The sequence below is a fragment of the Dyadobacter sp. genome (assembly GCF_039919315.1).
In the GTDB taxonomy this organism is placed as follows: Bacteria; Bacteroidota; Bacteroidia; order Cytophagales; family Spirosomataceae; genus Dyadobacter.
Genome location: NZ_JBDSFX010000026.1, coordinates 60,289 through 82,949, shown reverse-complemented (window position 1 = coordinate 82,949; position 22,661 = coordinate 60,289). Strand labels below are relative to the sequence as shown.

The 22,661-nt window shown below is 45.0% G+C and carries 22 protein-coding genes; 16 read left to right on the top strand and 6 right to left on the bottom strand.

Annotation, left to right across the window (positions count from 1 at the left end; genetic code table 11):
• Positions 1 to 70: 70 nt before the first annotated feature.
• The 3 genes from ABIO93_RS07945 to ABIO93_RS07935 all read left to right on the top strand — a co-directional run bounded on the left by ABIO93_RS07945 (position 71) and on the right by ABIO93_RS07935 (position 3,844).
• Positions 71 to 979, top strand: a complete 909-nt coding sequence (locus ABIO93_RS07945; RefSeq protein ID WP_348066275.1) for an ROK family protein — start codon at positions 71 to 73, stop codon at positions 977 to 979.
• A 63-nt stretch (positions 980 to 1,042) separates the two neighbouring features.
• On the top strand, positions 1,043 to 1,753 hold the full coding sequence (locus ABIO93_RS07940; RefSeq protein WP_348066273.1) for a glycosyltransferase family 2 protein: 711 nt from the start codon (positions 1,043 to 1,045) through the stop codon (positions 1,751 to 1,753).
• A 123-nt stretch (positions 1,754 to 1,876) separates the two neighbouring features.
• Positions 1,877 to 3,844: a T9SS type A sorting domain-containing protein gene (locus ABIO93_RS07935; protein WP_348066271.1), complete on the top strand. Its 1,968-nt coding sequence runs from the start codon at positions 1,877 to 1,879 to the stop codon at positions 3,842 to 3,844.
• Between the two features lie 139 nt (positions 3,845 to 3,983).
• Here the strand turns inward: ABIO93_RS07935 and murB are convergent, their stop codons facing one another.
• Positions 3,984 to 5,000, bottom strand: coding sequence for a UDP-N-acetylmuramate dehydrogenase (murB, locus tag ABIO93_RS07930; protein ID WP_348066269.1), 1,017 nt, complete (start codon positions 4,998 to 5,000; stop codon positions 3,984 to 3,986).
• A gap of 55 nt (positions 5,001 to 5,055) precedes the next feature.
• On the opposite strand from murB, the gene ABIO93_RS07925 reads away from it, so the two are divergent.
• Both ABIO93_RS07925 and gmd read left to right on the top strand, forming a co-directional pair.
• Positions 5,056 to 5,682 (top strand): SPOR domain-containing protein, encoded by a 627-nt coding sequence (locus tag ABIO93_RS07925; RefSeq protein WP_348066267.1) that lies wholly within the window; start codon positions 5,056 to 5,058, stop codon positions 5,680 to 5,682.
• Between the two features lie 71 nt (positions 5,683 to 5,753).
• Positions 5,754 to 6,866 (top strand): GDP-mannose 4,6-dehydratase, encoded by a 1,113-nt coding sequence (gene gmd, locus ABIO93_RS07920; protein ID WP_348066265.1) that lies wholly within the window; start codon positions 5,754 to 5,756, stop codon positions 6,864 to 6,866.
• Positions 6,867 to 6,939: 73 nt separating this feature from the next.
• Here gmd and ABIO93_RS07915 read toward each other — a convergent pair whose 3' ends face one another.
• Complete coding sequence (locus ABIO93_RS07915) at positions 6,940 to 7,398, bottom strand: thioredoxin fold domain-containing protein (RefSeq protein ID WP_348066299.1); 459 nt, start codon at positions 7,396 to 7,398, stop codon at positions 6,940 to 6,942.
• A 176-nt stretch (positions 7,399 to 7,574) separates the two neighbouring features.
• On the opposite strand from ABIO93_RS07915, the gene yihA reads away from it, so the two are divergent.
• The 5 genes from yihA (at position 7,575) to ABIO93_RS07890 (ending at position 11,759) form a co-directional block, all read left to right on the top strand.
• Positions 7,575 to 8,183 carry a ribosome biogenesis GTP-binding protein YihA/YsxC gene (yihA, locus tag ABIO93_RS07910; RefSeq protein ID WP_348066263.1) on the top strand — a complete coding sequence of 203 codons (609 nt, stop codon included), beginning with the start codon at positions 7,575 to 7,577 and terminating at the stop codon, positions 8,181 to 8,183.
• Between the two features lie 107 nt (positions 8,184 to 8,290).
• On the top strand, positions 8,291 to 8,815 hold the full coding sequence (locus ABIO93_RS07905) for a DUF5606 domain-containing protein (RefSeq protein WP_348066261.1): 525 nt from the start codon (positions 8,291 to 8,293) through the stop codon (positions 8,813 to 8,815).
• Between the two features lie 77 nt (positions 8,816 to 8,892).
• Positions 8,893 to 9,552: a deoxyribose-phosphate aldolase gene (deoC, locus tag ABIO93_RS07900; RefSeq protein WP_348066259.1), complete on the top strand. Its 660-nt coding sequence runs from the start codon at positions 8,893 to 8,895 to the stop codon at positions 9,550 to 9,552.
• A complete protein-coding gene (locus ABIO93_RS07895; RefSeq protein ID WP_348066257.1) occupies positions 9,549 to 10,682 on the top strand; it encodes a glycosyltransferase in 1,134 nt (377 codons plus the stop codon). The genes deoC and ABIO93_RS07895 overlap by 4 nt, the downstream gene beginning before the upstream one ends.
• Positions 10,683 to 10,814: 132 nt before the next feature.
• Complete coding sequence (locus ABIO93_RS07890; RefSeq protein WP_348066255.1) at positions 10,815 to 11,759, top strand: ketoacyl-ACP synthase III; 945 nt, start codon at positions 10,815 to 10,817, stop codon at positions 11,757 to 11,759.
• Positions 11,760 to 11,831: 72 nt separating this feature from the next.
• Here the strand turns inward: ABIO93_RS07890 and ABIO93_RS07885 are convergent, their stop codons facing one another.
• Positions 11,832 to 13,826 (bottom strand): M1 family metallopeptidase, encoded by a 1,995-nt coding sequence (locus ABIO93_RS07885; RefSeq protein WP_348066251.1) that lies wholly within the window; start codon positions 13,824 to 13,826, stop codon positions 11,832 to 11,834.
• A gap of 137 nt (positions 13,827 to 13,963) precedes the next feature.
• Between ABIO93_RS07885 and meaB the strand changes: the two genes are divergently transcribed.
• Positions 13,964 to 14,956, top strand: a complete 993-nt coding sequence (meaB, locus tag ABIO93_RS07880) for a methylmalonyl Co-A mutase-associated GTPase MeaB (RefSeq protein ID WP_348066247.1) — start codon at positions 13,964 to 13,966, stop codon at positions 14,954 to 14,956.
• A gap of 120 nt (positions 14,957 to 15,076) precedes the next feature.
• Positions 15,077 to 15,559 (top strand): lipocalin family protein, encoded by a 483-nt coding sequence (locus ABIO93_RS07875; protein ID WP_348066243.1) that lies wholly within the window; start codon positions 15,077 to 15,079, stop codon positions 15,557 to 15,559.
• Between the two features lie 54 nt (positions 15,560 to 15,613).
• Here the strand turns inward: ABIO93_RS07875 and ABIO93_RS07870 are convergent, their stop codons facing one another.
• The gene (locus ABIO93_RS07870) at positions 15,614 to 16,048 is read right to left on the bottom strand and encodes a nuclear transport factor 2 family protein (protein WP_348066240.1); all 435 of its coding nucleotides are present in this window, start codon (positions 16,046 to 16,048) and stop codon (positions 15,614 to 15,616) included.
• Between the two features lie 226 nt (positions 16,049 to 16,274).
• Here ABIO93_RS07870 and ABIO93_RS07865 point away from each other — a divergent pair, with 226 nt between their 5' ends.
• Both ABIO93_RS07865 and ABIO93_RS07860 read left to right on the top strand, forming a co-directional pair.
• Entirely contained in the window at positions 16,275 to 17,150 is an 876-nt protein-coding gene (locus ABIO93_RS07865; RefSeq protein ID WP_348066238.1) for a diacylglycerol kinase family protein, read from the top strand.
• Positions 17,151 to 17,167: 17 nt separating this feature from the next.
• The gene (locus tag ABIO93_RS07860) at positions 17,168 to 17,500 is read left to right on the top strand and encodes a translation initiation factor (RefSeq protein WP_348066236.1); all 333 of its coding nucleotides are present in this window, start codon (positions 17,168 to 17,170) and stop codon (positions 17,498 to 17,500) included.
• Positions 17,501 to 17,508: 8 nt separating this feature from the next.
• On the opposite strand, the gene ABIO93_RS07855 is transcribed toward ABIO93_RS07860, so the two are convergent.
• Together ABIO93_RS07855 and ABIO93_RS07850 are read right to left on the bottom strand one after the other, a co-directional pair.
• Positions 17,509 to 17,961 (bottom strand): hypothetical protein, encoded by a 453-nt coding sequence (locus tag ABIO93_RS07855; RefSeq protein ID WP_348066234.1) that lies wholly within the window; start codon positions 17,959 to 17,961, stop codon positions 17,509 to 17,511.
• 65 nt (positions 17,962 to 18,026) lie between these two features.
• A complete protein-coding gene (locus ABIO93_RS07850; RefSeq protein WP_348066232.1) occupies positions 18,027 to 19,268 on the bottom strand; it encodes an ABC transporter permease in 1,242 nt (413 codons plus the stop codon).
• A gap of 129 nt (positions 19,269 to 19,397) precedes the next feature.
• Between ABIO93_RS07850 and ggt the strand changes: the two genes are divergently transcribed.
• Both ggt and ABIO93_RS07840 read left to right on the top strand, forming a co-directional pair.
• A complete protein-coding gene (gene ggt / locus ABIO93_RS07845) occupies positions 19,398 to 21,179 on the top strand; it encodes a gamma-glutamyltransferase (protein WP_348066230.1) in 1,782 nt (593 codons plus the stop codon).
• Positions 21,180 to 21,264: 85 nt separating this feature from the next.
• Positions 21,265 to 22,659, top strand: a complete 1,395-nt coding sequence (locus tag ABIO93_RS07840) for a hypothetical protein (RefSeq protein ID WP_348066228.1) — start codon at positions 21,265 to 21,267, stop codon at positions 22,657 to 22,659.
• Positions 22,660 to 22,661 lie beyond the last annotated feature (2 nt).

Here is a 22,661-nt window from a genome sequence, read left to right as displayed (position 1 = left end):
GTGAACAATAGAGCAATTTTACTAAATTGCCGCATTTTTAAAATTATTTATTAAACCCATATTTCATTTCATGGAACAATACCTCGGTATAGACGTGGGCGGTACTAACGTAAAAATGGGGATCGTTGACGCTACGGATGGAAGAATTTCAAATTTTTACAGTCACGATACCGCCAGCTGGCGTAGTTCAGGGCATTTTATAGAAAGATTAGGAGATGCGATAGCGTTACAGCTCGTTGAATATCCAGAGGTAAAAAGAGTAGGGATCGGTGTTCCCGGACTCACGACGAGGGACCGGACTACATTGATAGAAATTACTGCTATTCCTGAAATTGATGGCATTGCCATTGTTCCTGATCTGAAAGAAAGATTTCCAGACCACGATTTTTATCTTGAAAATGATGCCAATGCAGCTGCATTGGGCGAGTATTATTTTGGAGAAGATAAGCTTCCCGAAGACTACATTTTCGTAACGCTCGGTACCGGTATCGGTGGGGCAGCCATTATTGACAAAAAAGTTTTCAAAGGCGGCGGCGGTAATGCCATGGAGCCAGGCCACGTACCTTCCAAAAATGGAAAAGTGCTGGAACGCAACATCGGCAAAAAAGAATTGCTCGACCTCGCCCATGCCATGCGTGCCGAATACACTGGCCAGACACAGCTTCCTGACGATGGAACGATCTCTACCACCGGCCTCGTTGCTGCTGCTTCGAAAGGTGATGAGCTTGCGAAACAGGTATTTCAAGAAATGGGTTATTTGCTTGGAGAAGGGCTTGTTTCAATGATCCGTATCCTGGACATTACAACTATTTTGATCGGTGGTGGTATTTCTGCCTCGTTTGAATTTATTTTACCCGCCATTAATGAGCGTTTTGAATACTGGCTAACACCTTATTATTTAAAGACAATTACTATTAAACGGGCCACTTTGGCTAATGACGCAGGCTTACTAGGTGCTGCTTCATTATGTTTTGATTGATTTTTTTGCAACCAAATTATACTCAATAACGTCCTTTATTTCTATTCACCTTTTAACGTTCTGATGAAGTTATCTGTTATCGTTCCTGCTTACAATGAGGAAAAAACAATTTGGAAAGTTTTGGATAAACTCAAATCTGTTGAACTGATTGGCGGCTTTCAAAAGGAAATAGTAATAGTCAACGATTGTTCATCGGACAATACGGAAGGCGTTGCGAAAAGGTTTATTGGGGAAAATCCGCAAATGGAGATAAGCTATTATCGCCATGAATACAATCAGGGTAAGGGGGCGGCCTTACATACGGGCATTCGCAGGGCCATCGGTGACTACATTATCGTGCAGGACGCCGACCTAGAATATGACCCGCAGGAATTCAATATTTTGCTAAAACCGGTAATTGAAGGATATGCTGATGTGGTGTATGGCTCCCGCTTCATGGGCGGGAGACCACACCGCATCCTTTTTTTCTGGCATACCATAGGAAACAAATTCCTTACTTTCCTGAGCAACATGTTTACCAATCTCAATTTGACAGATATGGAAACATGCTACAAACTTTTCAGGGCCGACATTCTCAAAGGTCTGGTACTACTTGAAAACCGTTTTGGCTTCGAACCCGAAGTCACCGCCAAGATCTCCAAAGTCCCGAAAATCCGAATATATGAAGTAGGCGTATCCTACTACGGACGCACCTACGAAGAAGGCAAGAAAATCAACTGGAAAGATGGTTTTCGGGCTTTGTACTGCATTGTCAGGTACGGGCTGGGTAGTTAGGGGTTCCCAGGTCAGTTGTGGAATAATTTTTGTATTATTTTTTGTATCTCTGTACATAAATACAGAAAGCCTTTGCCATGCCTGGTAAGGGAAATCTTCTAATTCATCCCCCTTCTCCCGCGCATGAAAGCATCTGTACTGCTTGCTACATTAACATTTTTCTGCTCTTTTATTTCAATTGCTTTTGCGCAGCAATCCGGCATAGCCATCCTCGATAAAGTGCCTGCTGATATGCAGCTCTTTGCTAGGGATAGCACCGGGCAAGCCGATGTGGATTTTTTAGGCAGGGTCCAGGTTCAGGGATACGCTTATTTGTCTGTCATCAAATTCAGGGACAAAATAAAGACCGGTTATCAAAGAAAAAATCTTCAATATAACGGCTCAGAAGCTCCATTCAGCTTTTCATTTAAAATTAAGGCTGAGCTAGCCGAGTATGCATTTGAAATTTACGCCTGCAAATCCGGATCTGATTCCACGCTGATTGCGAGACGCGATAACATTGTCGCGGGTGACTTTTACCTCATTTACGGACAATCCAATGCTGTGGCCTGGGAGGTAGACTATCAATACCAAAACGAATTCGCGCGTACATACGGATCCTCAGGAGGCCCAGCTGCCTGGGGTTTTGCCAATCATATCGGTCAGCGGGTAGGCATATTCGGGATTGAATTTCAACGAAGCATTGCTGAAAAATATCAGATCCCCACCTGCATTATCAACGGTTCCGCAGCCGGTGCTTCCCTACTAGCGCTCACCGATCGGTCGACTTTTTACGGATACCTACTGAATTCGGCTAAGGCAACCGGATTGCTGCCATCATTGAAAGCCATATTTTTCTGGCAGGGCGAAACAGAGGCGTCGTCTGATCCGCTAACCTGGGCTCCACGTTTTGACAAACTGGTAGAAATGTGGCAGGAAGATTATCCAATGGTTGAAAAAATATACGTCTTTCAACTTCCCCTTTTCGGCGGTGGGGCGTATGACGACCGCATTGGTCTTTTGCGGGAGCAACAAAGAACATTGGATCGAAAATACCCCATTATCCAGTCTTATGCAGCTTTGGGTGCCGAAGGGTGGAATGGATTCCACTATGGTTTAGAGGGATATCTGCAAGTCGGTCGAGATTTGGCGGACCTGGCAGGATTTAATCACTATGGCGAAAAAGAAAAAATCTCTTCACCCAGCTTGCAAAAGGCCTTTTATTCTACGTCAAAAAAGGATGAGATAACCATGGTTTTTGAAGACTACCAGCAAATGGTTTATCCCAATGATACAACAGTTGTGAACATTGAAGGAAGTTTGGAAAGCTCTTCGGTTTTTTCCATGAAAGACTTTTTCTATCTCAATGCCGAGTGGAAAAAATTGGCTTCTGGGAGCGCCGAGGCTAACAGGATTATCGTAAAGCTGAAAGAGGTCGCGAATGATTCTACGATCAAGTACCTCCCCTCCAAATATCACTACTCGGGGTTGCTCAATGCCGCCTGGGTCTACATTGGGCCTTTTCTAAAAAATACGAAGGGGCAGCGTGCTTTCGCGTTTCATCATACTAAGATCTTTCCTTACACCGATTTGGGCGCTATAACGTTAGTATCGAGCGAACAGAAGAACCAATTGATTTTAAGGTGGAATAAGTTACCAAATGCGACCGGATACATATTGGAGCGGTCGGATCCTAAGGCTCTGCTTGCAACACAAGAAATATTGCATTTCCCGGCCAACCAGTTCGAATATGACGATCGCTCAGCCAAAAAGGGCGTTGAATATATTTATCGTATCCGAGGCTACACGGATCAATCTGAATCTAATTTATCGTCAACAACGATTACGAAGCTCGGTGACGATCTCCCGCAGGCAATCAGCATCATGATCTATCCGAATCCGGTAACCGATTTTATTAATATTGTTTCCGGCGAAGGCAACATCAGCCTGGTAGAGCTCTTCTCTGCGAATGGCAAAAAGTTTAAAAATGTGCGTTACAACGATAAGAATTGGGTCACTTTTAATGTGAACGAATTCAGTACCGGCCAGTATATTCTCAGGGTTTATTATGGGGATAAGTCGAGCACCAGCAAGGTTTTACTAGTGCATTGAGCAATCGGTGTTCCAAAGCCATATCTGTGCGCATTGGACTTTAATAGGTGCAACCATCAAAATTACTGTATGATAAATACCCTATGGCCGATCGCTAATTCTGTTCAGTAGCAATCTTTCAAAGGAAGTCTTACCAACTTCAAATAAAATTAACCTCGGCATTCAGGGCAATGCCAAATTTGAACGATACGGATTCCTGAATTTCCTCCGCCAGGGCCTTAATATCATTACCATTCCCGCCTCCATAGTTGACCAGCACCAGGGCCTGCCGGTCGTGAACCCCGATCGCGCCGCGGCGATATCCTTTCCAGCCGGCTTGTTCAATCAACCAGCCAGCCGGTACTTTCACTTTTTCATTGCTCACCACATATCCCGGCATTTCCGGAAAAGTCTCTTTCAAACTGGCAAATTGTTCCGATGGAATTTCAGGATTCTTGAAAAAACTGCCTGCATTCCCGATTTGCGCAGGATCGGGTAACTTACTCTGACGAATTTGAATGATCGCGCTACTCACATCACTGATCGTCGGGCTCGCTACATTCATTTCTTCCAATGTCTTCTTCACGTCACCATACCCCACATTTAACACCGGTTTCTTATTTAAAACAAATGTTGCACCGGTAATGACGTACTGATCTTTAAGTACCCTTTTAAAAACGCTTTCACGATAACCGAACTCACATTCTTCTTTTGTAAAAGTCCGCTTCTGGCCATTTTGAACGCCCAAACCCTCCACGGATTCTATTACGTCTTTGATCTCGACGCCATAGGCGCCTATATTTTGCATGGGTGCCGCGCCTACTGTTCCGGGAATCAGTGAGAGATTTTCAATGCCGCCATAATTGTTCTCAACACAATACATCACGAGGTCATGCCACACTTCTCCTCCTCCGACTTTCAACCAAATATGATCCTCGTCTTCCTTTATTTTTTCAATCCCTTTGATCACCGGATGAATGACCAGCGCATCAACATTTCGGGTAAAAAGGACGTTACTTCCGCCGCCGAGAATAAATTTTGCGGTCTCTTTCCATACAGGATCGAGCAGAATTTCAGTTAGTTCTTCGATAGTCCGGGCTTCCACGAAGTAGCGCGCCTCCGATTCGAGGCCGAAAGTATTGAGGTGGCGAAGTGAAAAGTTTGATTGTATTTGCATTGAAATGGTCATAATAGCCCGGTAAAGTTAGATATTACATTCAAAATTCAGTCGTATGGTGATTCATCCATTTTTGATTAAGTTTGTAGGCTCAGTCACAATGGTTCAGGATATGATGCTGAAAAAGAAATTTTTATGGGCTTTGCATCTTGGTATAATCGTCCTCGCAGGTTGCAGTAAAAAATCGGTGGTCAGCTCTTCCGGCTCCGAATACAAGGAAGACCTTTCATCGGTTCGTCCTCGCTATGAGTACACCGAACCCATCATTGAAAAAAAGTCAGAAACAGCCGTCGCTCCTAAAAAAAGCAATGTTCCCAACACCAATGTGGATAAACCCCTGTACGTAAACAAGCGATTGGATACGGTTCTGGATACGCTCGCCAAGCAAAATAAAGCGATCCGGTACATTAACGGTTTTCGCATTCAGATTTATGTAGGTAATGTACGACAGGAGGCCGACGCGGCCAAATCATACATTTACCAGGCATTTCCAGATCTTAATCCATACGTTTCGTACTCACAGCCCACTTACCGCGTGAAAGTGGGAGATTTCATGTACCGGAGCGATGCTGAGCAATACCTGGACCTGATCCGCGAGCAGTATTCGTCTGCCGTGATACTTTCAGACAGGGTCGACATTAAAAGAAGTATGATGGTCAATGTGGCTTCTGAAAGCAACTGAGTTGACCTTGATAAATTGTTTTTTATTTTAAACCGGATAAAATTATCCACATATACATACCTAAGGCAATAATGAAAAAAGCCCTAATTACCGGTATTACCGGACAGGACGGTTCTTATCTGGCAGAACTACTTTTGAGCAAAGGATATGAAGTGCATGGTATCAAGCGACGCAGCTCGTTGTTCAATACGCAGCGCATTGATCATATTTACGAGGATCCGCACGAAAAAAATGTTCGCTTTCACCTGCATTACGGTGATTTGAGCGATTCTACCAACATTATCCGCATTGTACAGGAAGTTCAGCCTGACGAAATCTACAACCTGGGCGCTATGTCGCATGTGCAGGTGAGTTTTGAGGAACCCGAATACACGGCTAATGTCGACGGCATTGGTACTCTTCGTATCCTGGAAGCAGTGCGTTTGCTGGGATTGACCAAGAAAACAAAGATTTATCAGGCGTCCACTTCCGAATTATACGGATTGGTGCAGGAGGTTCCACAGTCGGAAACCACGCCATTTTACCCACGCTCACCGTACGCTGTTGCCAAACTTTACGGATACTGGATCACAGTCAATTACCGTGAGGCTTACAATATGTTCGCGGTGAATGGAATTTTGTTCAACCACGAATCTCCTTTGCGCGGTGAAACTTTTGTAACGAGAAAAATCACCCGCGCCGTTGCACGTATCGCATTGGGCCTGCAAGACAAAGTGTATCTGGGTAACCTGGATGCGCAACGTGACTGGGGACATGCCAAGGACTTTGTGGAAGCAATGTGGCTGATCCTGCAACAGGAAGTGGCCGAAGACTATGTGATCGCTACCGGAATCACGACCCGCATCCGCGAGTTCGTTAAAATGGCTTTTGCAGAAGTAGGTATCGAAGTTGAATTCAAAGGTGAAGGCGTAGAAGAGATCGCTGTCGTGAGCAAATGTTCCAACCCGGATTACCAGATCGAAATTGGCAAGGAAGTGGTAGCTGTTGACCCCAGATATTTCCGCCCGACCGAAGTAGAGTTGCTGATCGGCGATCCTACCAAGTCGATGACCAAGCTGGGATGGAAACCGAAATATGACCTGAAAGCACTGGTGAATGATATGGTTGCCGCTGATGTGATGTTGTTCAAGAAGGACAGACTATTGGAAAGCAGCGGACACCGCGTTCCGAACTACTACGAATAGGAAAATCCTTGTACCAAAAAATAAACCCCGGCGGAAAATCCACCGGGGTTTATTTTTTTCAGCTACTCAATCTTTAAATCGTTCTTGGAGATTTTTGAATAGATTTTGCAGCCTTTATTAATTTCTCAGGAGTCTGGTAACCCAGTAGCGTCTGCACGATCTTTCCATTGCCATCAATAAAGAACAATGTCGGATAGCCTTCAAGCGGATATTTTTCAGCCAGCGCGGGGCCTTCGCCGCTTTCCATATCAAATTTTACATTGATAAACTTCGCATTGAAAACTTTCGCCACATCTGCGCGGGTGAAAACATTCTTCTGTAGCAATTTACAAGGTCCGCACCAGGTAGTATAAGCATCAAAAAATATGATTTTGTTTTCCTTCTTGGCTTTTTTTAGAATAGCTGCCCAGGAAGCTTCTGTAAATTGAATGCCCTTCTCAGCAGTGTTATCCGATTTTTTGTTCCCGTCGCCTGCATATCCCGCTGAAAACGTCAGGGACAGCATTGCAACCAGGAAACCTAATTTTTTCAAACTTTTCATCTTTTCGACTTAGTTACAGTTTCAATTACTCACTAACGAAAATACCCCTTTGTTTTATTTTATCCAATTCCCTGATTAACAAGACTCCGATTTCACAGTAATGCCGCTCCACAAGGTTGGTAAAAAAGAAAAAAGTAACTTCGCATCATTATTAACGTCAAATAAATATGAAAGTTCAGGAAGCAAGATATGTAATGAGCAATTCGGATTACCAGAAATGCCCTGAGCCTGATTTGCCCGAATATGCTTTCATAGGCAGGTCCAATGTCGGTAAATCGTCCCTGATCAACATGCTTACCGGGAAGAAGTCGCTCGCGAAAACTTCTCAGCAACCTGGTAAAACACAGCTCATTAACCATTACTTCATCAATGAACTATGGTACCTGGTGGATTTGCCCGGCTATGGTTATGCCAAAGTGAGTAAGGTAGAGCGCGAAAAGTGGGAGACGATGATCAACGATTATCTTCATAACCGCGAAAACCTGATCTGCACTTTTGTGCTTATTGATGTACGGCACAGCGCATTGGCCGCGGATCTGGAATTTATAACAGCATTAGGCGAGGCGGGGATACCATTTCATATTATTTTTACCAAAGCTGATAAACTGAAACCCGGACAGGTCGCCAACAAAGTAGAAGAATACCGGCAAACATTGAGTGAATTATGGGAAGAAGTGCCTCCCATGTTCGTTACATCCGCGGAAAAAAACGAAGGCCGCGACGCCATCCTGCAAACAATAGAAACTTATAATCAGTCGTTTGAGAAGACAAAGTAGGCAGGAGGTTGTATAACGGTCAATCTTTCCGTTATTTTGCGACAAAATTTAGTTGGTCATCGCATTCAACATAATCATAATCAAGATATAACTAATAGTAAGAAAGGATGAGTGAAAAAGTAGAGTCAACCGGAATGGATTTGTTGAAAGAAATCGCAAATGTTTCAGGTAAAGGCGGATTGTTCCGCATTCTTAAGCCAAGCCGTGCGGGCGTGATCGTTGAGAGTCTTGACGAAAAAAGAGAAAAAACCCTGATCGGGCCAACTGCGCGTGTTTCAGTGTTGAAAGATGTTTCCATTTTCACTGATGGCGAAGAAGAATCAGTTCCGCTGGCAGACGTTTTCCTTAAAATCCGGGAAATTCACGGAGAAGAGATCGCTATTCAGGTTAAAACTTCTTCTGATAAAGACTTCATTGAGTTCCTGAACAAAATCCTTCCGGAATTTGACAGATCCAAAGTATATGTGTCTGACATCAAGAAGATCATAACCTGGTACAACTTATTGTCAAAATATATCCCTGAGCTTTTTATAACATCTGAGGAAGAAGCGGTGGTTGAAACCGAGGAAACGGAAGTAGTAGCTGAAGAGCCTGCTAAAAAACCGGCCAAGAAAGAAAAGACCAAAGCGTAGTCAAAACATAGCATTTTGCATTAAAACCCTGTCTGCCAGACAGGGTTTTTACTTTTTCCAACTCCGGGTATCCGAACATGACAACCCTCTCCGCATACATTGACCATACCTTACTCAATCCTACGGCGAGTGAGACGGATATCCGTAAGGTTTGTGAAGAGGCCTGGATACATCAGTTTAAGGCCGTTTGCATTGCTCCTTCCTACGTGGCCTACACGGTCGAAATGTTTGAATTTTGTCCTGTCAGGATCGAGATTGCCACGGTGATCGGTTTTCCGATGGGGTACACTACTACCGCTACCAAAATCGCAGAAGCCGAAAATGCATTGCAGGACGGAGCGACCGAGCTGGATGTGGTGATGAATATTTCGCGTTTCAAATCCATGGCCTACCTGAGTGTCCGTGAAGAGCTCCGGCAGCTTGCTGATCTCGCCCATGCGGGTAATGCATTGCTGAAAGTGATCATTGAGACCGCATACCTGGATACATTCGACCTTTACACGGCTTGTGAAATCTGTGCCGAAGCAAATGTGGATTTTGTCAAAACCTCTACCGGATTTGCTCCCAAAGGTGCGGAGGCCGAAACAGTCAGAACTATCAGGTCCATACTTCCTGCAAACATTAAGATCAAGGCTTCGGGCGGCATTAAAACTTATGACCAGGCTATTGCGATGATCGAAGCGGGGGCTGATCGCATTGGTACCTCGGCAGGTGTTTCGATCGTCACGCAGGTATGAAGCAACGCATTATGCTCCTGAGTACTGTTCATCCCGCCACCGATCCACGTATTTTTTACAAGATAGCACCTTCATTATCCGCACATTACGACGTGTTCTGTGCATTGCCCGGCGCAGGAACGAATGTTGGGTTCCATGCATTTAAGACCATCAGCCTTCCGTATTTCAAAGGGTTGTTCGCAAGAGCATTGCTCTGCCAGCCGGTTGCATTGTGGAACTACCTGCGAATCAGGCCCGATCTAGTCCATATTTTCGTTCCCGAGCTGCTGCCGCTGGCTTTTTTGTTTCAATGGCTGGGTACCAAAGTGATCTACGAGGTGCAGGAAAATCTTTACAAGAAGTTTAGTATCAAACGTTACAACAATGCAGCTATTTATCGCTACCTATTCCGGTACTTTGATCGGTTGGCACGACGTAGTTTCCACTTTGTTTTTACCGAAAAAGCATATCTAGATGAATACCGGGACCTGGCATACCCGCATGCCGTCATTCATAATTATGCTTCGGTTGCATTCATTGATGCCAATAAGTCGCAACAAGGCAGTATTTCTGACAAACCACAATTATTTTACACGGGGGTAATCTCTCTGGAACGATGTTTTGATATACTAGTAGCAGCTTTGTCCAGATTGAAAGTCACGTATCCGGGAATCCATGTGCATTTGTTTGGCCCGCTGCGATTGGACCAACAGGAAATGGCAGAACTACCTGGCTTTGAAGATGTTCGTGAAAACATAACATTTTACGGTTATACCGATCTGAAAAAGGCTTTGCAGTATGCACAAAATGCCATCGCAGGAATTGCTTTATTGAAACCAGTGGCAGATTATCCGGAATCTTATACAACTAAACTGTTCGAATATATGTCATTAGGACTCCCGGTGATTGCTTCCGACTTCCTGCTTTACCGGGAAGTCGTGGAACAATCGGAATGCGGTTTTTGCATTTCTCCTTATGATTCCGATGCATTGTATCAAAAACTCAGCTGGCTCATTGAAAATCCCGATTTGGGCAGATTAATGGGAAGTAGGGGTAGGAAATCGGTTGAAAAAAATTATAATTGGCATAAGGAGGAAGGCATTCTTCTGTCATTTTACAAAAGTTTGTTAAAAAGTGAAAGGGTTATGTAACGATTACTCCTTTTGCTATAATTTTATAAACTTATTATTGAATTGTTCAAATATTAAGTGCTACGATTTCTACGAAATATTTAACTTTCGGAAATAAAAAGAATCGTAGCTTGCGAAGTCAACTTCTCAATCATGTATATTAATACAGTTAGTCATTATTTACCAAGCGAAGTTATTGGTAATGAATATTTTACAAATCTGAACAATCTATCCAATGAATGGATTGTAGAACGCACAGGAATTTCAGAAAGACGTAAGGCATCTCCGGAAGAAAATACTTCCACTATGGCGATTAAAGCGGTTGAATCCTTACTTGAACGTATCCCTTACAGCAAAAACGAAATAGACCTTATTGTTGGAGCTACTTATACTCCCTACGATACCATTGTGACGCTGGCACATGCTGTGCAGTACCAGCTTCAGATCCCGGACATACCGGTTGTCAGCATTTCGTCCGCCTGCTCTTCATTGCTTAACGCCATTGAAATTGTAGAAGGTTATTTTGCATTGGGTAAGGCGTCTAAAGCCGTTGTAGTTGTGTCTGACCATAACACTGCTTACTATAATGAAATGGATACGGTTTCGGGACATTTGTGGGGAGATGGCGCTTCGGCCCTTCTCATTTCCAAAGAACGTCAGACAGACTCTGATATGAAAATCCAGAAACTGATCACCGGCGGCGCCGCCACCAGCGGAAAAGCGATTGAAGCCGTGGTACTGCGCCCCAATGACCGTGGCGTGATTATGCCTTACGGCCGCGACGTGTTCCAGAATGCCTGTGTATACATGCCGAAAGTAAGCCAGCAAGTATTGCAAGCCTGCGGACTGACCATCGACGACCTTGATTATCTCATTCCGCACCAGGCTAATCATCGCATCAGTTTGAATGTGATCAATACCCTCGGAATACCCGTGGAAAAGCTTATTTCAAACATTCAGTATCTCGGTAACACCGGTTGCGCAGGCTGTGCGATCGCACTTTCCGAGAATAAGGATAAATTCAAAAAAGGAGAAAATATCGTGATCACCGTTTTCGGTGGCGGCTACTCTTACGGAGCCATGCTGATTACAATCTGATCAAGTTCTGATAATAATAGAAAAGCCTTCCGGTTATACTGGAAGGCTTTTCTATTGATAACCGATAATGTCTTAATTTACTTCCGGCTCAGCAAACATGGCTGGTTTCCATATATTGTTATCAGGGTCAATGTCTGGCAGGCTATGTTCAGGATCAATCGTTACCGAACGGATAGGCTGCTGCGTCGCCGCTTTAAATGTCCAGCTGCCGCCTCTTTGCCAAATCTCTACCGGCAGTTCAATGCGCGTTTTTTTACCGCTTATTTCTTCAATATCAATTTTCGCAGGCATCGCCCATTGATCCAGGTTTTCAATGGTAATGAAAGATCCTTTCTGCGGGTTTTGCTCTACATAACTCACCTCTTTTACGCTTTGGTCAAGTTTGTAGTTTTCAAAAAACCATCCTTTCCAGAACCAGCCCAGATCCTCACCCGCTGCATCTTCCATCGTCCTGAAAAAGTCGTAAGGAGTAGGGTGCTTAAACGCCCAACGCTGTACATACAAATGAAATGCATAGTCGAACCGATCTTTGCCCAGCACCTGCTCACGCAGCATTTTAAGTCCCAATGCGGGCTTATAATAAGCTTCCCAACCCAGGTTTACCGCCTGCACTACATCGGGAATTGTCAGGATAGGATCTGCTTTGGGACGGAAGATCATGGGCGCTAACCGGTGCAAATCATTCATTTGGGTCGTTTTGTACTCCCCATTATTGAAGTTGTCAGCGGAAAGGAAGTTGATGAATGTATTGAAACCCTCATCCATCCAGGCATACTTACGTTCGTTATTTCCAACAATCATTGGAAACCAGTTGTGACCGAATTCGTGATCGGTAACGCCCCACAAATCGTCCATGCGGCTTTTGCTGCTACAAAACACGATACCAGGATACTCCATTCCACCTACTATACCGGCCACATTGGTCGCAACCGGGTAGGTATACTCATGCACGTAGCTGGAATAAAACTCAATGCAGCCTTTTACATATTCCGTAGAACGTCCCCAGCCTTCGAGCCCGCCATCCTCAGCCGGATAGACAGATTGGGCAAGAGCGGTTTTTCCTTTTGGTAAATTCATACGCGCGGCGTCCCAAACAAATGCTTTTGAAGTAGCCCAGGCAATATCACGTGCCTGCACACAACGGAAGCGCCATGTTAATGTACCCGACTGCTTAGGCCTGGTCGCGGGATTGGTAACCTCTTCGGCGGTACGGATCATCACAGTCTGGTCGCTTTTGGCGGCGTCTGACAGTCTTTTTCTCTGTTCCGCAGTCAGTACTTCATTCGGGTTTAACAATTCTCCTGAGCCTACTACAATGTGGTCCCAGGGAACAGTTACATTATATTCAAAGTCTCCATATTCCAGATAAAACTCTCCGGCGCCCAGGTAAGGCAGTAAATTCCATCCTTCTATATCATCAAAAACGGCCACCCGTGGGTACCATTGCGCCATTTCGTAAACGATACCATTCTTGGTTTCTAGCGTTCCCATCCGGTCGGAGCCATATTCAGGGATTTTGAATGTATAACCAATTTTGATTTTGATAATGTCGCCGTTGGCTTTCACAGGTGTCGCCAGACGGATCTGCATGCGTGTATCCGTGATCTTGTAACTAGCCTCTACGAATTTGTCCTTGCCTTGTTGAATGGTAACGGTCTTAATCGAGTCACCGCCGATAAATCCTGTATTTCCGAAGCGTCCGCCCGTAACCGGTGTGGTCCGTCCGCCTCTCGAATTGTCATTGAATGCATTCTGATCGAGTTGCAACCAAATAAATTCAAGTGATTCGGGGCTATTGTTTTTGTAGGTAATCTCCACTTCGCCACTCACCGTTCCCTTCTCTTCTTCCAGCGCAACATTGATTTTGTAATCTGCACGGTTCTGCCAGTATTTGGGTCCCGGGGCGCCGCTTCCCGTCCGATACTCGCCACCTGGCTGGAAATTAAACAATGGATGAAAAAGCACATGCGCATCGTACTTCACCTTGTCCGCCTCCTGTGCGACCGTTTTGAAAAACCCCAGGCTACTCATAGCTAACAGGCCCAGGCGAAATATTGAAATTTTCATTCGAATGATTAAATATTGAAAATATAGGATTGTAAACGAGCAATATACACCTTTTCGCCTTTTTTAGGATAAAAAGTTTCATTTTTACGGATCAGAAACCAGATCAAGATTCTGACTTTTAACCAGCCAAAAACGCGATGCGCCAACGACTTTCCGTTGCAGAATATACCCGGGGAATTCTCACAGGAGACCGTACAATGCTCGGCCGCGCTATAACCATTATCGAGAGTAAATTAGCGGAAGACAAAGTACTGGCAGCAGCAATTCTGCAAAGTATCCTGCCCATGACAGGCACGGCATTACGCATCGGAATTACGGGGATACCGGGTGTCGGGAAAAGCACTTTCATTGAAGCATTCGGGCAATATCTTACATCATTAGGCAAGCGTGTTGCCGTACTCGCGATAGATCCAAGCAGTAAAAAGTCAGGCGGTAGCATTCTGGGCGACAAAACCCGAATGGAAAATCTTGCTCACAGCCCGCACGCATTCATTCGCCCGTCGGCCACAGGCCTGTCGCTCGGAGGCGTGGCGCGCAGCACACGGGAGGCCATGCTATTGTGCGAAGCCGCCGGTTATGACGTGATCCTGGTCGAGACAGTGGGTGTGGGACAATCTGAAACATTGGTGAAAGGGATGACTGACTTTTTCCTGCTACTTATGCTCGCTGGTGCGGGCGACGAATTGCAGGGAATCAAAAGAGGCATCATGGAAATGGTGGATGCCATCGCCATTAATAAAGCGGACGGCGCCAACCGGCAACCGGCAGCACTGGCAGTGAATGAGTACCAGCATGCATTACACCACCTACCACAGTCGCCATCGGGATTTACCCCGAAAGTAATCGCCTGCTCGGCCACGGAAGGATCGGGCATTGATGCGATTTGGGAAATGATTCAGGAATATGAGGTAATAACTTCAAAAAATGGTTTTTTTGACAAAAACAGACAGTTTCAGAACCTGGATTGGCTTCATGAACATATCCGTCAGAGCCTGGAAGATCAGTTTTATGATAATGCGTCGGTCAGGGCGAAGTTGGCGGGCAGTGAAGAGCATGTGCGTGAGGGACAGATACTTCCGGTAACGGCAGCGCAGGAATTAATCAATTTGTTTTTGGGAAGGACTAAGTAACCTTTTTACATTAAATTTTACCTCTAAATCACAAATATTTCCTGTAAAAGCATTTTTAAGCTATGTTTGAACGTTAAAAAAGCAACGTATATAAACTGGTCAAACTATTACTTCCCTGTTATGAAAATTACCTATGCCCTTAGCAAGTTAACATTCCTTGCATTCCTATTTATGGCTGTGGCCATTGTGGCCTGTAAAGATGATAAAGATCCAGATCCGCAACCTGTGGATACCAACCCGATTGTAGGCAAATGGCAGGTAACCGCTATCACACCTGAAACTGCCGGGACAACGATTCCAGCATTGCAATTTATCACCACATTAGCTCCGTGCATTTATGATTTGAAACTTACATTTAACGCAAATAATAGCATTACGACTGCCGATTGTCCTGCCGCGGTTTCAGCTATGGGCGCATTTGTTCCGGTAGGTAGTGACGCGAAATGGAAAGTGGTTGGCGACAAATTGACGCTATCGACCGCTACCACCAGCCAGGAATTCAAGATCACCCAAACTGCCACTAACCTGACGGTTGTCGTGAACACCCAGACAGATCCTACCAAACCGGCTATAAACGCTCTTTTGCAATTCAAAAAAGTATAAAGCTCCGCACGATAAAATAAAACAGCCGGTTCTGAGAAGAGCCGGCTGTTTTGGTTAGCTGCTGGTATGGTCACATATAATGACCCATTTGTCTTTTATTTTCTTCCAAAGTAGTGTATAATGTCCTTCCAGGTCTCCTTTTTCAGGTCTTGTCAAATGGAATTTCCCAACCACAAAAGCCACCCCCGGCCCTGGAAATGAGAAATTAATATAGGTAAATTTCAGCTTGCCCATCGTCGCAAGATCCGGGTAACGTTTGAGATAACCTTCATAGGTGGCCTTATAACCATAAGTCACCCCCGTTTTACCAACAAACATCAACGAATCGGACTCCCAGTAACCATTCATGAAGGACTTGATGTTACCCTGGTTCCAGTCTGAAACCTGCCGGTTTAATGTGGCCAGAATTTCCTTCTTGTCTTTATCCGTCTGCGCTTGGGCTGTGACGGTGATTGCTATCAGAAAGATCGTGAAAAGCCAGTTTCTCATATTTTTTATGGATTTTTGTAAAATGATTGCTGTTGCCCGAATATACGTTAAACAACGGTCGGAACAGCCATATTCACATTAGAAACGTCAGAGGCAAAGAGGCATGAGTAAGTTCAGTGATTTTTTCAAAAAGCTTGACCGGCAGAAATACCCTTTTATCGATGGCCTATACTATCTGTTCATTATTGTTTTCTTGCTCATTCTGTTTTTATTCTTTGCCTGACCAGTGAATCAGCCCTATTTGTTTATACTAAATCCCAACTCGGGTACTTCAATCGGCAAAAGGACAGAAGTATTGCAAAACACGATCAGTGCCTTTGCTAAAAAACACGATAGCTACGCCAAAATCCTTTTTACGGAGGAGAGAGCCCATGCTACCGCCCTGGTTAAAGAAAACCTGAAAACCGAAGACTGGAAAGCGATTGTCGCGGTAGGCGGCGATGGTACTGTGAATGAAGTTGCGCAACCACTCGTCGGCTTGGAAACGCCTATCGGGATCATACCGTTGGGCTCGGGTAATGGGCTGGCCCGCCACCTCGGCCTTCCCCTCACATTGGAAGCTGCATTGAAACGATTATTTGAGGGTAAAGCTATTACGATCGACAGTGCGCGGGTGAATGATATTCCGTTTTTCTGTACGGCAGGAATGGGTTTTGATGCCTATGTCGGGCATTTGTTCAGCCAGCAAAACCAGCGTGGACTGGCTACTTATATCAATGTTTCGTTCCGGTCGTATTGGAGCTATAAGCCGCAGACTTTCCGCCTGAATGGTGTAGATACGCATGCTTTTTCGCTTTCTTTTGCCAATGCCGGACAGTTTGGGAACAATGCATGGGTGGCGCCACAAGCCAACTTGCAGGACGGAATGCTCGACGTTTGCACGATAAAGCCGTTCCCAAAATGGTATGGCACATCGCTGGCGTACCAGCTTTTTACCAAACAACTTAAACCGTCGCGTTTTATCGATTATCAACATCTGAGTGGGGCTGTGGTTGAAACTGACGTGCCGCCGATGATACATTATGATGGCGAGCCTTTCCAAATGAACACGACCCGAATTGAGATCCAGATCAATCCTGCGAGTTTACATGTGATCGTTTAACAAAACATAAATATCTTATGTCGAAGAAGAACCGCTCAGGAGTTATTTATTCCACCAACCCTGATTTTGAATATAATGATTCGGATGACGAACCAGAAACATTATCTCCGGCCCAACAGGACCTGCGGATATGGCTGGACCGTAAAGGCGGTGGAAAAGTGATTACGGTTGTCAAAGGCTTTATTGGGAGCCTGTCGGATCTGGAAGCTTTGGGAAAACAGTTAAAAGCGCTTTGTGGAAGCGGAGGAACTGTAAAAGATCAGGAAGTACAGATCCAGGGTGACCATCGCGACAAGGTGATCAACTGGCTTTCTTCCAAAAACTATAAAGCAAAAAAAGCCGGAGGATAATCCCCGGCTTACAGCACCTTGTTTGTATCCAGCTCGGTTGGGTCCGGAATAGGCTTGGCAGGTACTTGTGGAACCGGCGTAGTCACGCGGCCACTTTCCAAAACCTCCACATTGGTCACAAAATACTTAGTATCCCCATTCCAGGGCAGGGTAAAAAATTTCTCCTCATAAGTCAGCGACACCCGGTGGCCGTTTTTAATGGCTTCTTCCAGTTTGGAAATGGCATCTTTGTTTTTTCCGCTTACTGAAAAAATCCATTCAGAAGAATTCATGGTGCCGTCTCCTTCATAGAGACCGCCCATCCGGAGCTCACCTTCATAGGTTTTGAACAAGTAACCTTTATTGCTGAGTTTGGTAATAAAACCTCCCCGCTTTCCTTCGCTATAATAGCCGAAAGTGAGGTAGTATAGGATTCCGAATACGATGGCCAGAAATATGGCAAATATGACCCATTTACGCATAACAGTGATTTTCAGTGTTTATGATAGAAGCGAACTTCGTGAAAGCGTTTGATTTTTCCTAGTTATTATTTCGCCCGGATCGCAATCACGGGATCCATTCGGGCCGCCAGCATAGCAGGGATAATTCCTGAAAGCACGCCAATGATGCTGGAAACTCCGAGGCCCAGCAGAATGTTGGCCGGTGTAAGGATGATTTCCAAAGAACCCATTTTCATAAAAGACAATAAGTATACCAGTAAAATCCCCACGCCACCTCCCACAAGACTCAGCATAATCGCTTCAAACAGGAATTGGAACAGTATGGAGTAATTTTTAGCACCCAGAGATTTCTGAATACCGATCAAATTGGTACGTTCTTTGACCGAAACGAACATAATGTTGGCGATTCCAAAGCCTCCGACCAGGATCGAGAAGCTACCGATCACCCAGCCAGCAATGCTAAGCACCGCAAAAAGACCTGAAATGGCATCTGCTGCGGCTTCCGGCCGATTTAAGGAAAAATTAGCACCATCCCGCGGCTTAATGCCCCGTTTTGTTCGCATCAAACCTGTGATTTCAGCTTCCACTTCTTTCATGCCTTCATCTTCCGGGAAGCCTTTCACCACAATATCCGCATTCCTTCTACCAGATTGGAACATTTTAGAAAACGAGGAAAAAGGAATGATGCAGTTCTTGTCTGGACTTCCTCCAAAGTCTACAAGGCTCTCTCCTTTTTTTACCTGCACACCGACGATCGTAAATTTATTACCTGCCAGCTTGAATGTCTTCCCGACCGGTTCCTGGCCAGGAAACAATGCGGCGGCAATGTCAGCGCCTACTACGGCCACATTCCGGGCATTATTGGTTTCCAGCGGAATGAAGTACCGACCGTCTTGAATTGGAATTTCTGATATGAGATTGTACTCGTAAGAAACGCCCTGAATTTGTGCGTTGATGCTGTTTGAGCCATTTTTAAGTGTAGTACCGCCCTTAAAATCCATAATGGCCACCGCACTGGCGCTTTCCAGGTTTTCGTACAGGTATTTGTATTCGGCGTAAGTAGGCTCGGGCCACTGGAAGTATTTCCACCATTCATATTCGCCACCGAAGCCCCAGGGCCACTTTTGGACATAAATGACTTTGTCTCCTATAAAACTTAAACTCTCCCTGATGCTGCGTTCGAGCGAGTCCACAATGGTGAACACAGCCACAATCGCGAAGATACCCACCGTTACGCCGAGTAGCGAAAGGATGGTGCGCGTAATGTTGGATTTCAAAGCTTGCCAGGCAAACCGGAAACTTTCTAATACTTGACGTAAAAATTTCATAGCTACTTCTTCGACAAATTTTGTTTAAATCCGTTCGATGCAAAAGTTACCTGTTAAGTCTCTGGCATTGAAATAAATTGGTATAAAAGGTAAGAAAAACGGTTGGATTTAATAAATTACAACACTAACATGAACACTCCTAAGATGAATTTACGCTCTGCACTTCTTTTTACAGTCAGCATTTTACCGGGCCTGGCACTGGCGCAAAACCCAGTAAAAGAGTCGACTGGCTTTTATCAGTTCCTTTCCGACGATCCTAATCAGAAGCCATTTTATAGCAACCAGCCTGGTGTGATTGCCAAAAACGGCATCGTGGCATCTGCGCATCCGGAAGCCTCGAAAGTAGGTATCGAGATTTTGAAAGCGGGTGGCAATGCGGTTGACGCGGCAGTAGCAGTTCAGTTTGCTTTGACAGTAGTCCACCCTTCAGCCGGAAACATCGGTGGAGGTGGTTTCCTGGTTTTTCGGGACCAAGGAGGAAAAAGTTACAGCATTGATTTCCGTGAAAAAGCACCTGCCAAAGGACATGCGGACATGTATCTCGACAAAGACGGAAATGTGATCCCTAAATCCAGTACGCTGGGCAGGTTGGCTTCGGGAGTGCCCGGGTCGGTGGCAGGAATGGCTGAGGCGCATGCCAAATATGGTAAATTGCCCTGGAAACAGCTGTTACAGCCCGCTATTGAGCTGGCAACGAAAGGTGTAATCCAGACTGAGCGGGAAGCGAGAGGATTGAATGCGGTTCAGAAAGATGTTCAGCAGCTGAATCCCGGTACCAAATATTTTCTAAATCCATACGGGAAGGAATGGGTGGCGGGTGATCTGCTGGTACAGAAGGATTTGGGCAAGGTTTTGAAAAGAATTCAGAAAAAAGGACGTGACGGTTTTTATACGGGCAAAACAGCCAAACGACTGGTTAAGGACATTAATAAAAACAATGAGGGGATCATTTCAAAGCGGGATATGGCAGAATACCATGCGCAATGGCGGGAAACCATTACTGAATCCTATAAAGAATACAAAGTGATTACCATGGCGCCTCCTTCCAGCGGCGGAATCGCATTGATACAGCTCATGCGACTGACTGAACCGCATCCGCTTCGCAAATGGGGCTGGCATAGCGACTCGACCATTCAGGTCATGATCGAGGCCGAACGCCGGGTGTATGCGGATCGTGCAAAGTTTCTCGGCGATCCGGATTTTGTGAAAGTACCCGCCCAGGAACTGATGAGTAAGGATTATCTGAAACAGCGATGGAGCGATTTTGACTGGAATAAGGCAACCGATAGTAAAAATGTAAGCGGCGGAACATTACCCGGTTACGAAAGTCTGGAAACCACCCATTTTTCCATTGTGGATAAAGAGGGCAATGCAGTGTCTGTTACGACTACATTGAATGGCGGCTACGGAAGTCGTGTGGTGATCAAAGGTGGCGGCTTCTTTATGAATAATGAAATGGATGATTTCAGCGTGAAGGCGGGCGCTCCCAATATGTACGGACTCATTGGAAATAAAGCGAATGCGATCGCGCCGGGTAAAAGAATGTTATCGTCCATGACGCCTACTATCATTGAAAAAGACGGAAAGCTGCTGATGGTAGTGGGTACACCCGGCGGATCGACCATCATTACGTCCGTGTACCAGACCGTACTTAATGTGCTCGAACATGGCATGACGATGCAGCAATCGGTGAATGCGTTGAAATTTCACCACCAATGGCTGCCCGATAAAACCACTTTCGAAGCCAATGCATTTTCGGAAAGCGCGGTCAAAAAGTTACAGGAAAAAGGCTACATCCTCGAACAACAACGCAACACCATCGGCAGAATGGATTGCATTCTGGTACTCCCCGACGGGTCTCTCGAAGGAGGCTCGGATCCAAGGGGTGATGACACAAGCGTGGGCTATTAGATTTTTTGTCAAATTAGTTGTATTTTATTCTTAATTCAGCTTAATTCGAGAGATAATGTAACCACTTGTTCATTTTTAATCGGCCATGAAAAAATTGATCTACCTGAGCTTCTTCGTTTTGACGGGGTTACTGGTTAACTGTAAAAAAGACTCAGAAATTCTGGTTGTCGCGCCAAAACCCGAACCGGAGAAAGAGAATCTGATTAAGGCCATAGAATTTCTGAAAGGCATCACTGTTACCGGTGCTGAGAAGATCGAATTTGACTCTGTGACAAACAGCTATATGGTGAGTTTGCCGGATAGCTACGACGAGAGTAAGGCGGAGGTCAAAGTGTCCATGCAGAAAAACATTATGCTTTGGGACAGTGCGCAAATAGCAATTATCCCTGACAGTATTATCAGATACAGCTACAAGGGTACGAACCCATTGCATTTTAAAGTAAGCGACAATCCTGAAAGAAGTTGGTTTTATTTCAATGTGTACTTCAATTTCTCCGGAACACCCAAAATAGACCTGCTCAGTAAGGAGATTCCAGTTAATGCGAGCGGCAGCATTTTACCGCTCCGTTATATGGCCAAAGTAGGCAGTATTCCTGCGGCACCCGGGCAATACGGCCCTACCGTCAAGATTATCAATCGTAAAACTGGCTTTACAACTGAAAGCCATCTGTATTCAGACAACATGTACGTTAACTTTCCTGACGCACAGAATTTCATAACCAGGGATCCTCTCGCGATGGAGATCAGTTTGTTTAACCAGAAATCCGTCGTTTTTGAGGGAATCAGGTTCATCAGGGATACGCCTCAGTTTTATGTACTGCCCGACTATAAATTTGAGTATTCTAAAAAGGACACCATTAAAGCAACGGGCGGATTTTTTCTTCCGGATAAAAAATATTCTGTGACATTCACCAGTGATTTTCTTTCGACACCAGTTACAAGGAGTATTCGTTTCAATGATGCTTCACGACTGACGCTGGACGATATCCCCGCCGAACTTCCCGAGGGGCCTTATTTGGTCTCTTTTTACGAGGATGACAAATTATTGGGTAAAAGTTCCATATATAAGTCAAATCTTGAACCCAGCGAAGTAGAAACAATTTGGAATAGTAAAATAAATGCCGTTGAAAACATTTGGAAGGGGGATATCAGCCAGACCCTGAACCGCAATACAAATGTGCTGTCCTTTCGTATGGGAGATGTGTTTTTCGTAAGATCCCTGCCTCTCGCTGCTGGTTATCCCGGTTTCAATTTTGATGTTAAAAAGCTGCCTAGCCTGCGTTTGAAAAATGCCGGAAGGGTCGTTGAACTCAAACCAGAGCTGGAAGTCTTTAATTGGGGTATTGCGGGAGTGAGCTTTGCAATTGGTAAGTACACCATTCCCAAAGACTTGGCAACCGGAAGCTATGAAGTCACTTCATTTAGTGCAGCTGATGGTAAAGAATCCAAACCGTATTGGTCAAAAATGGAAATTCGCTAGTA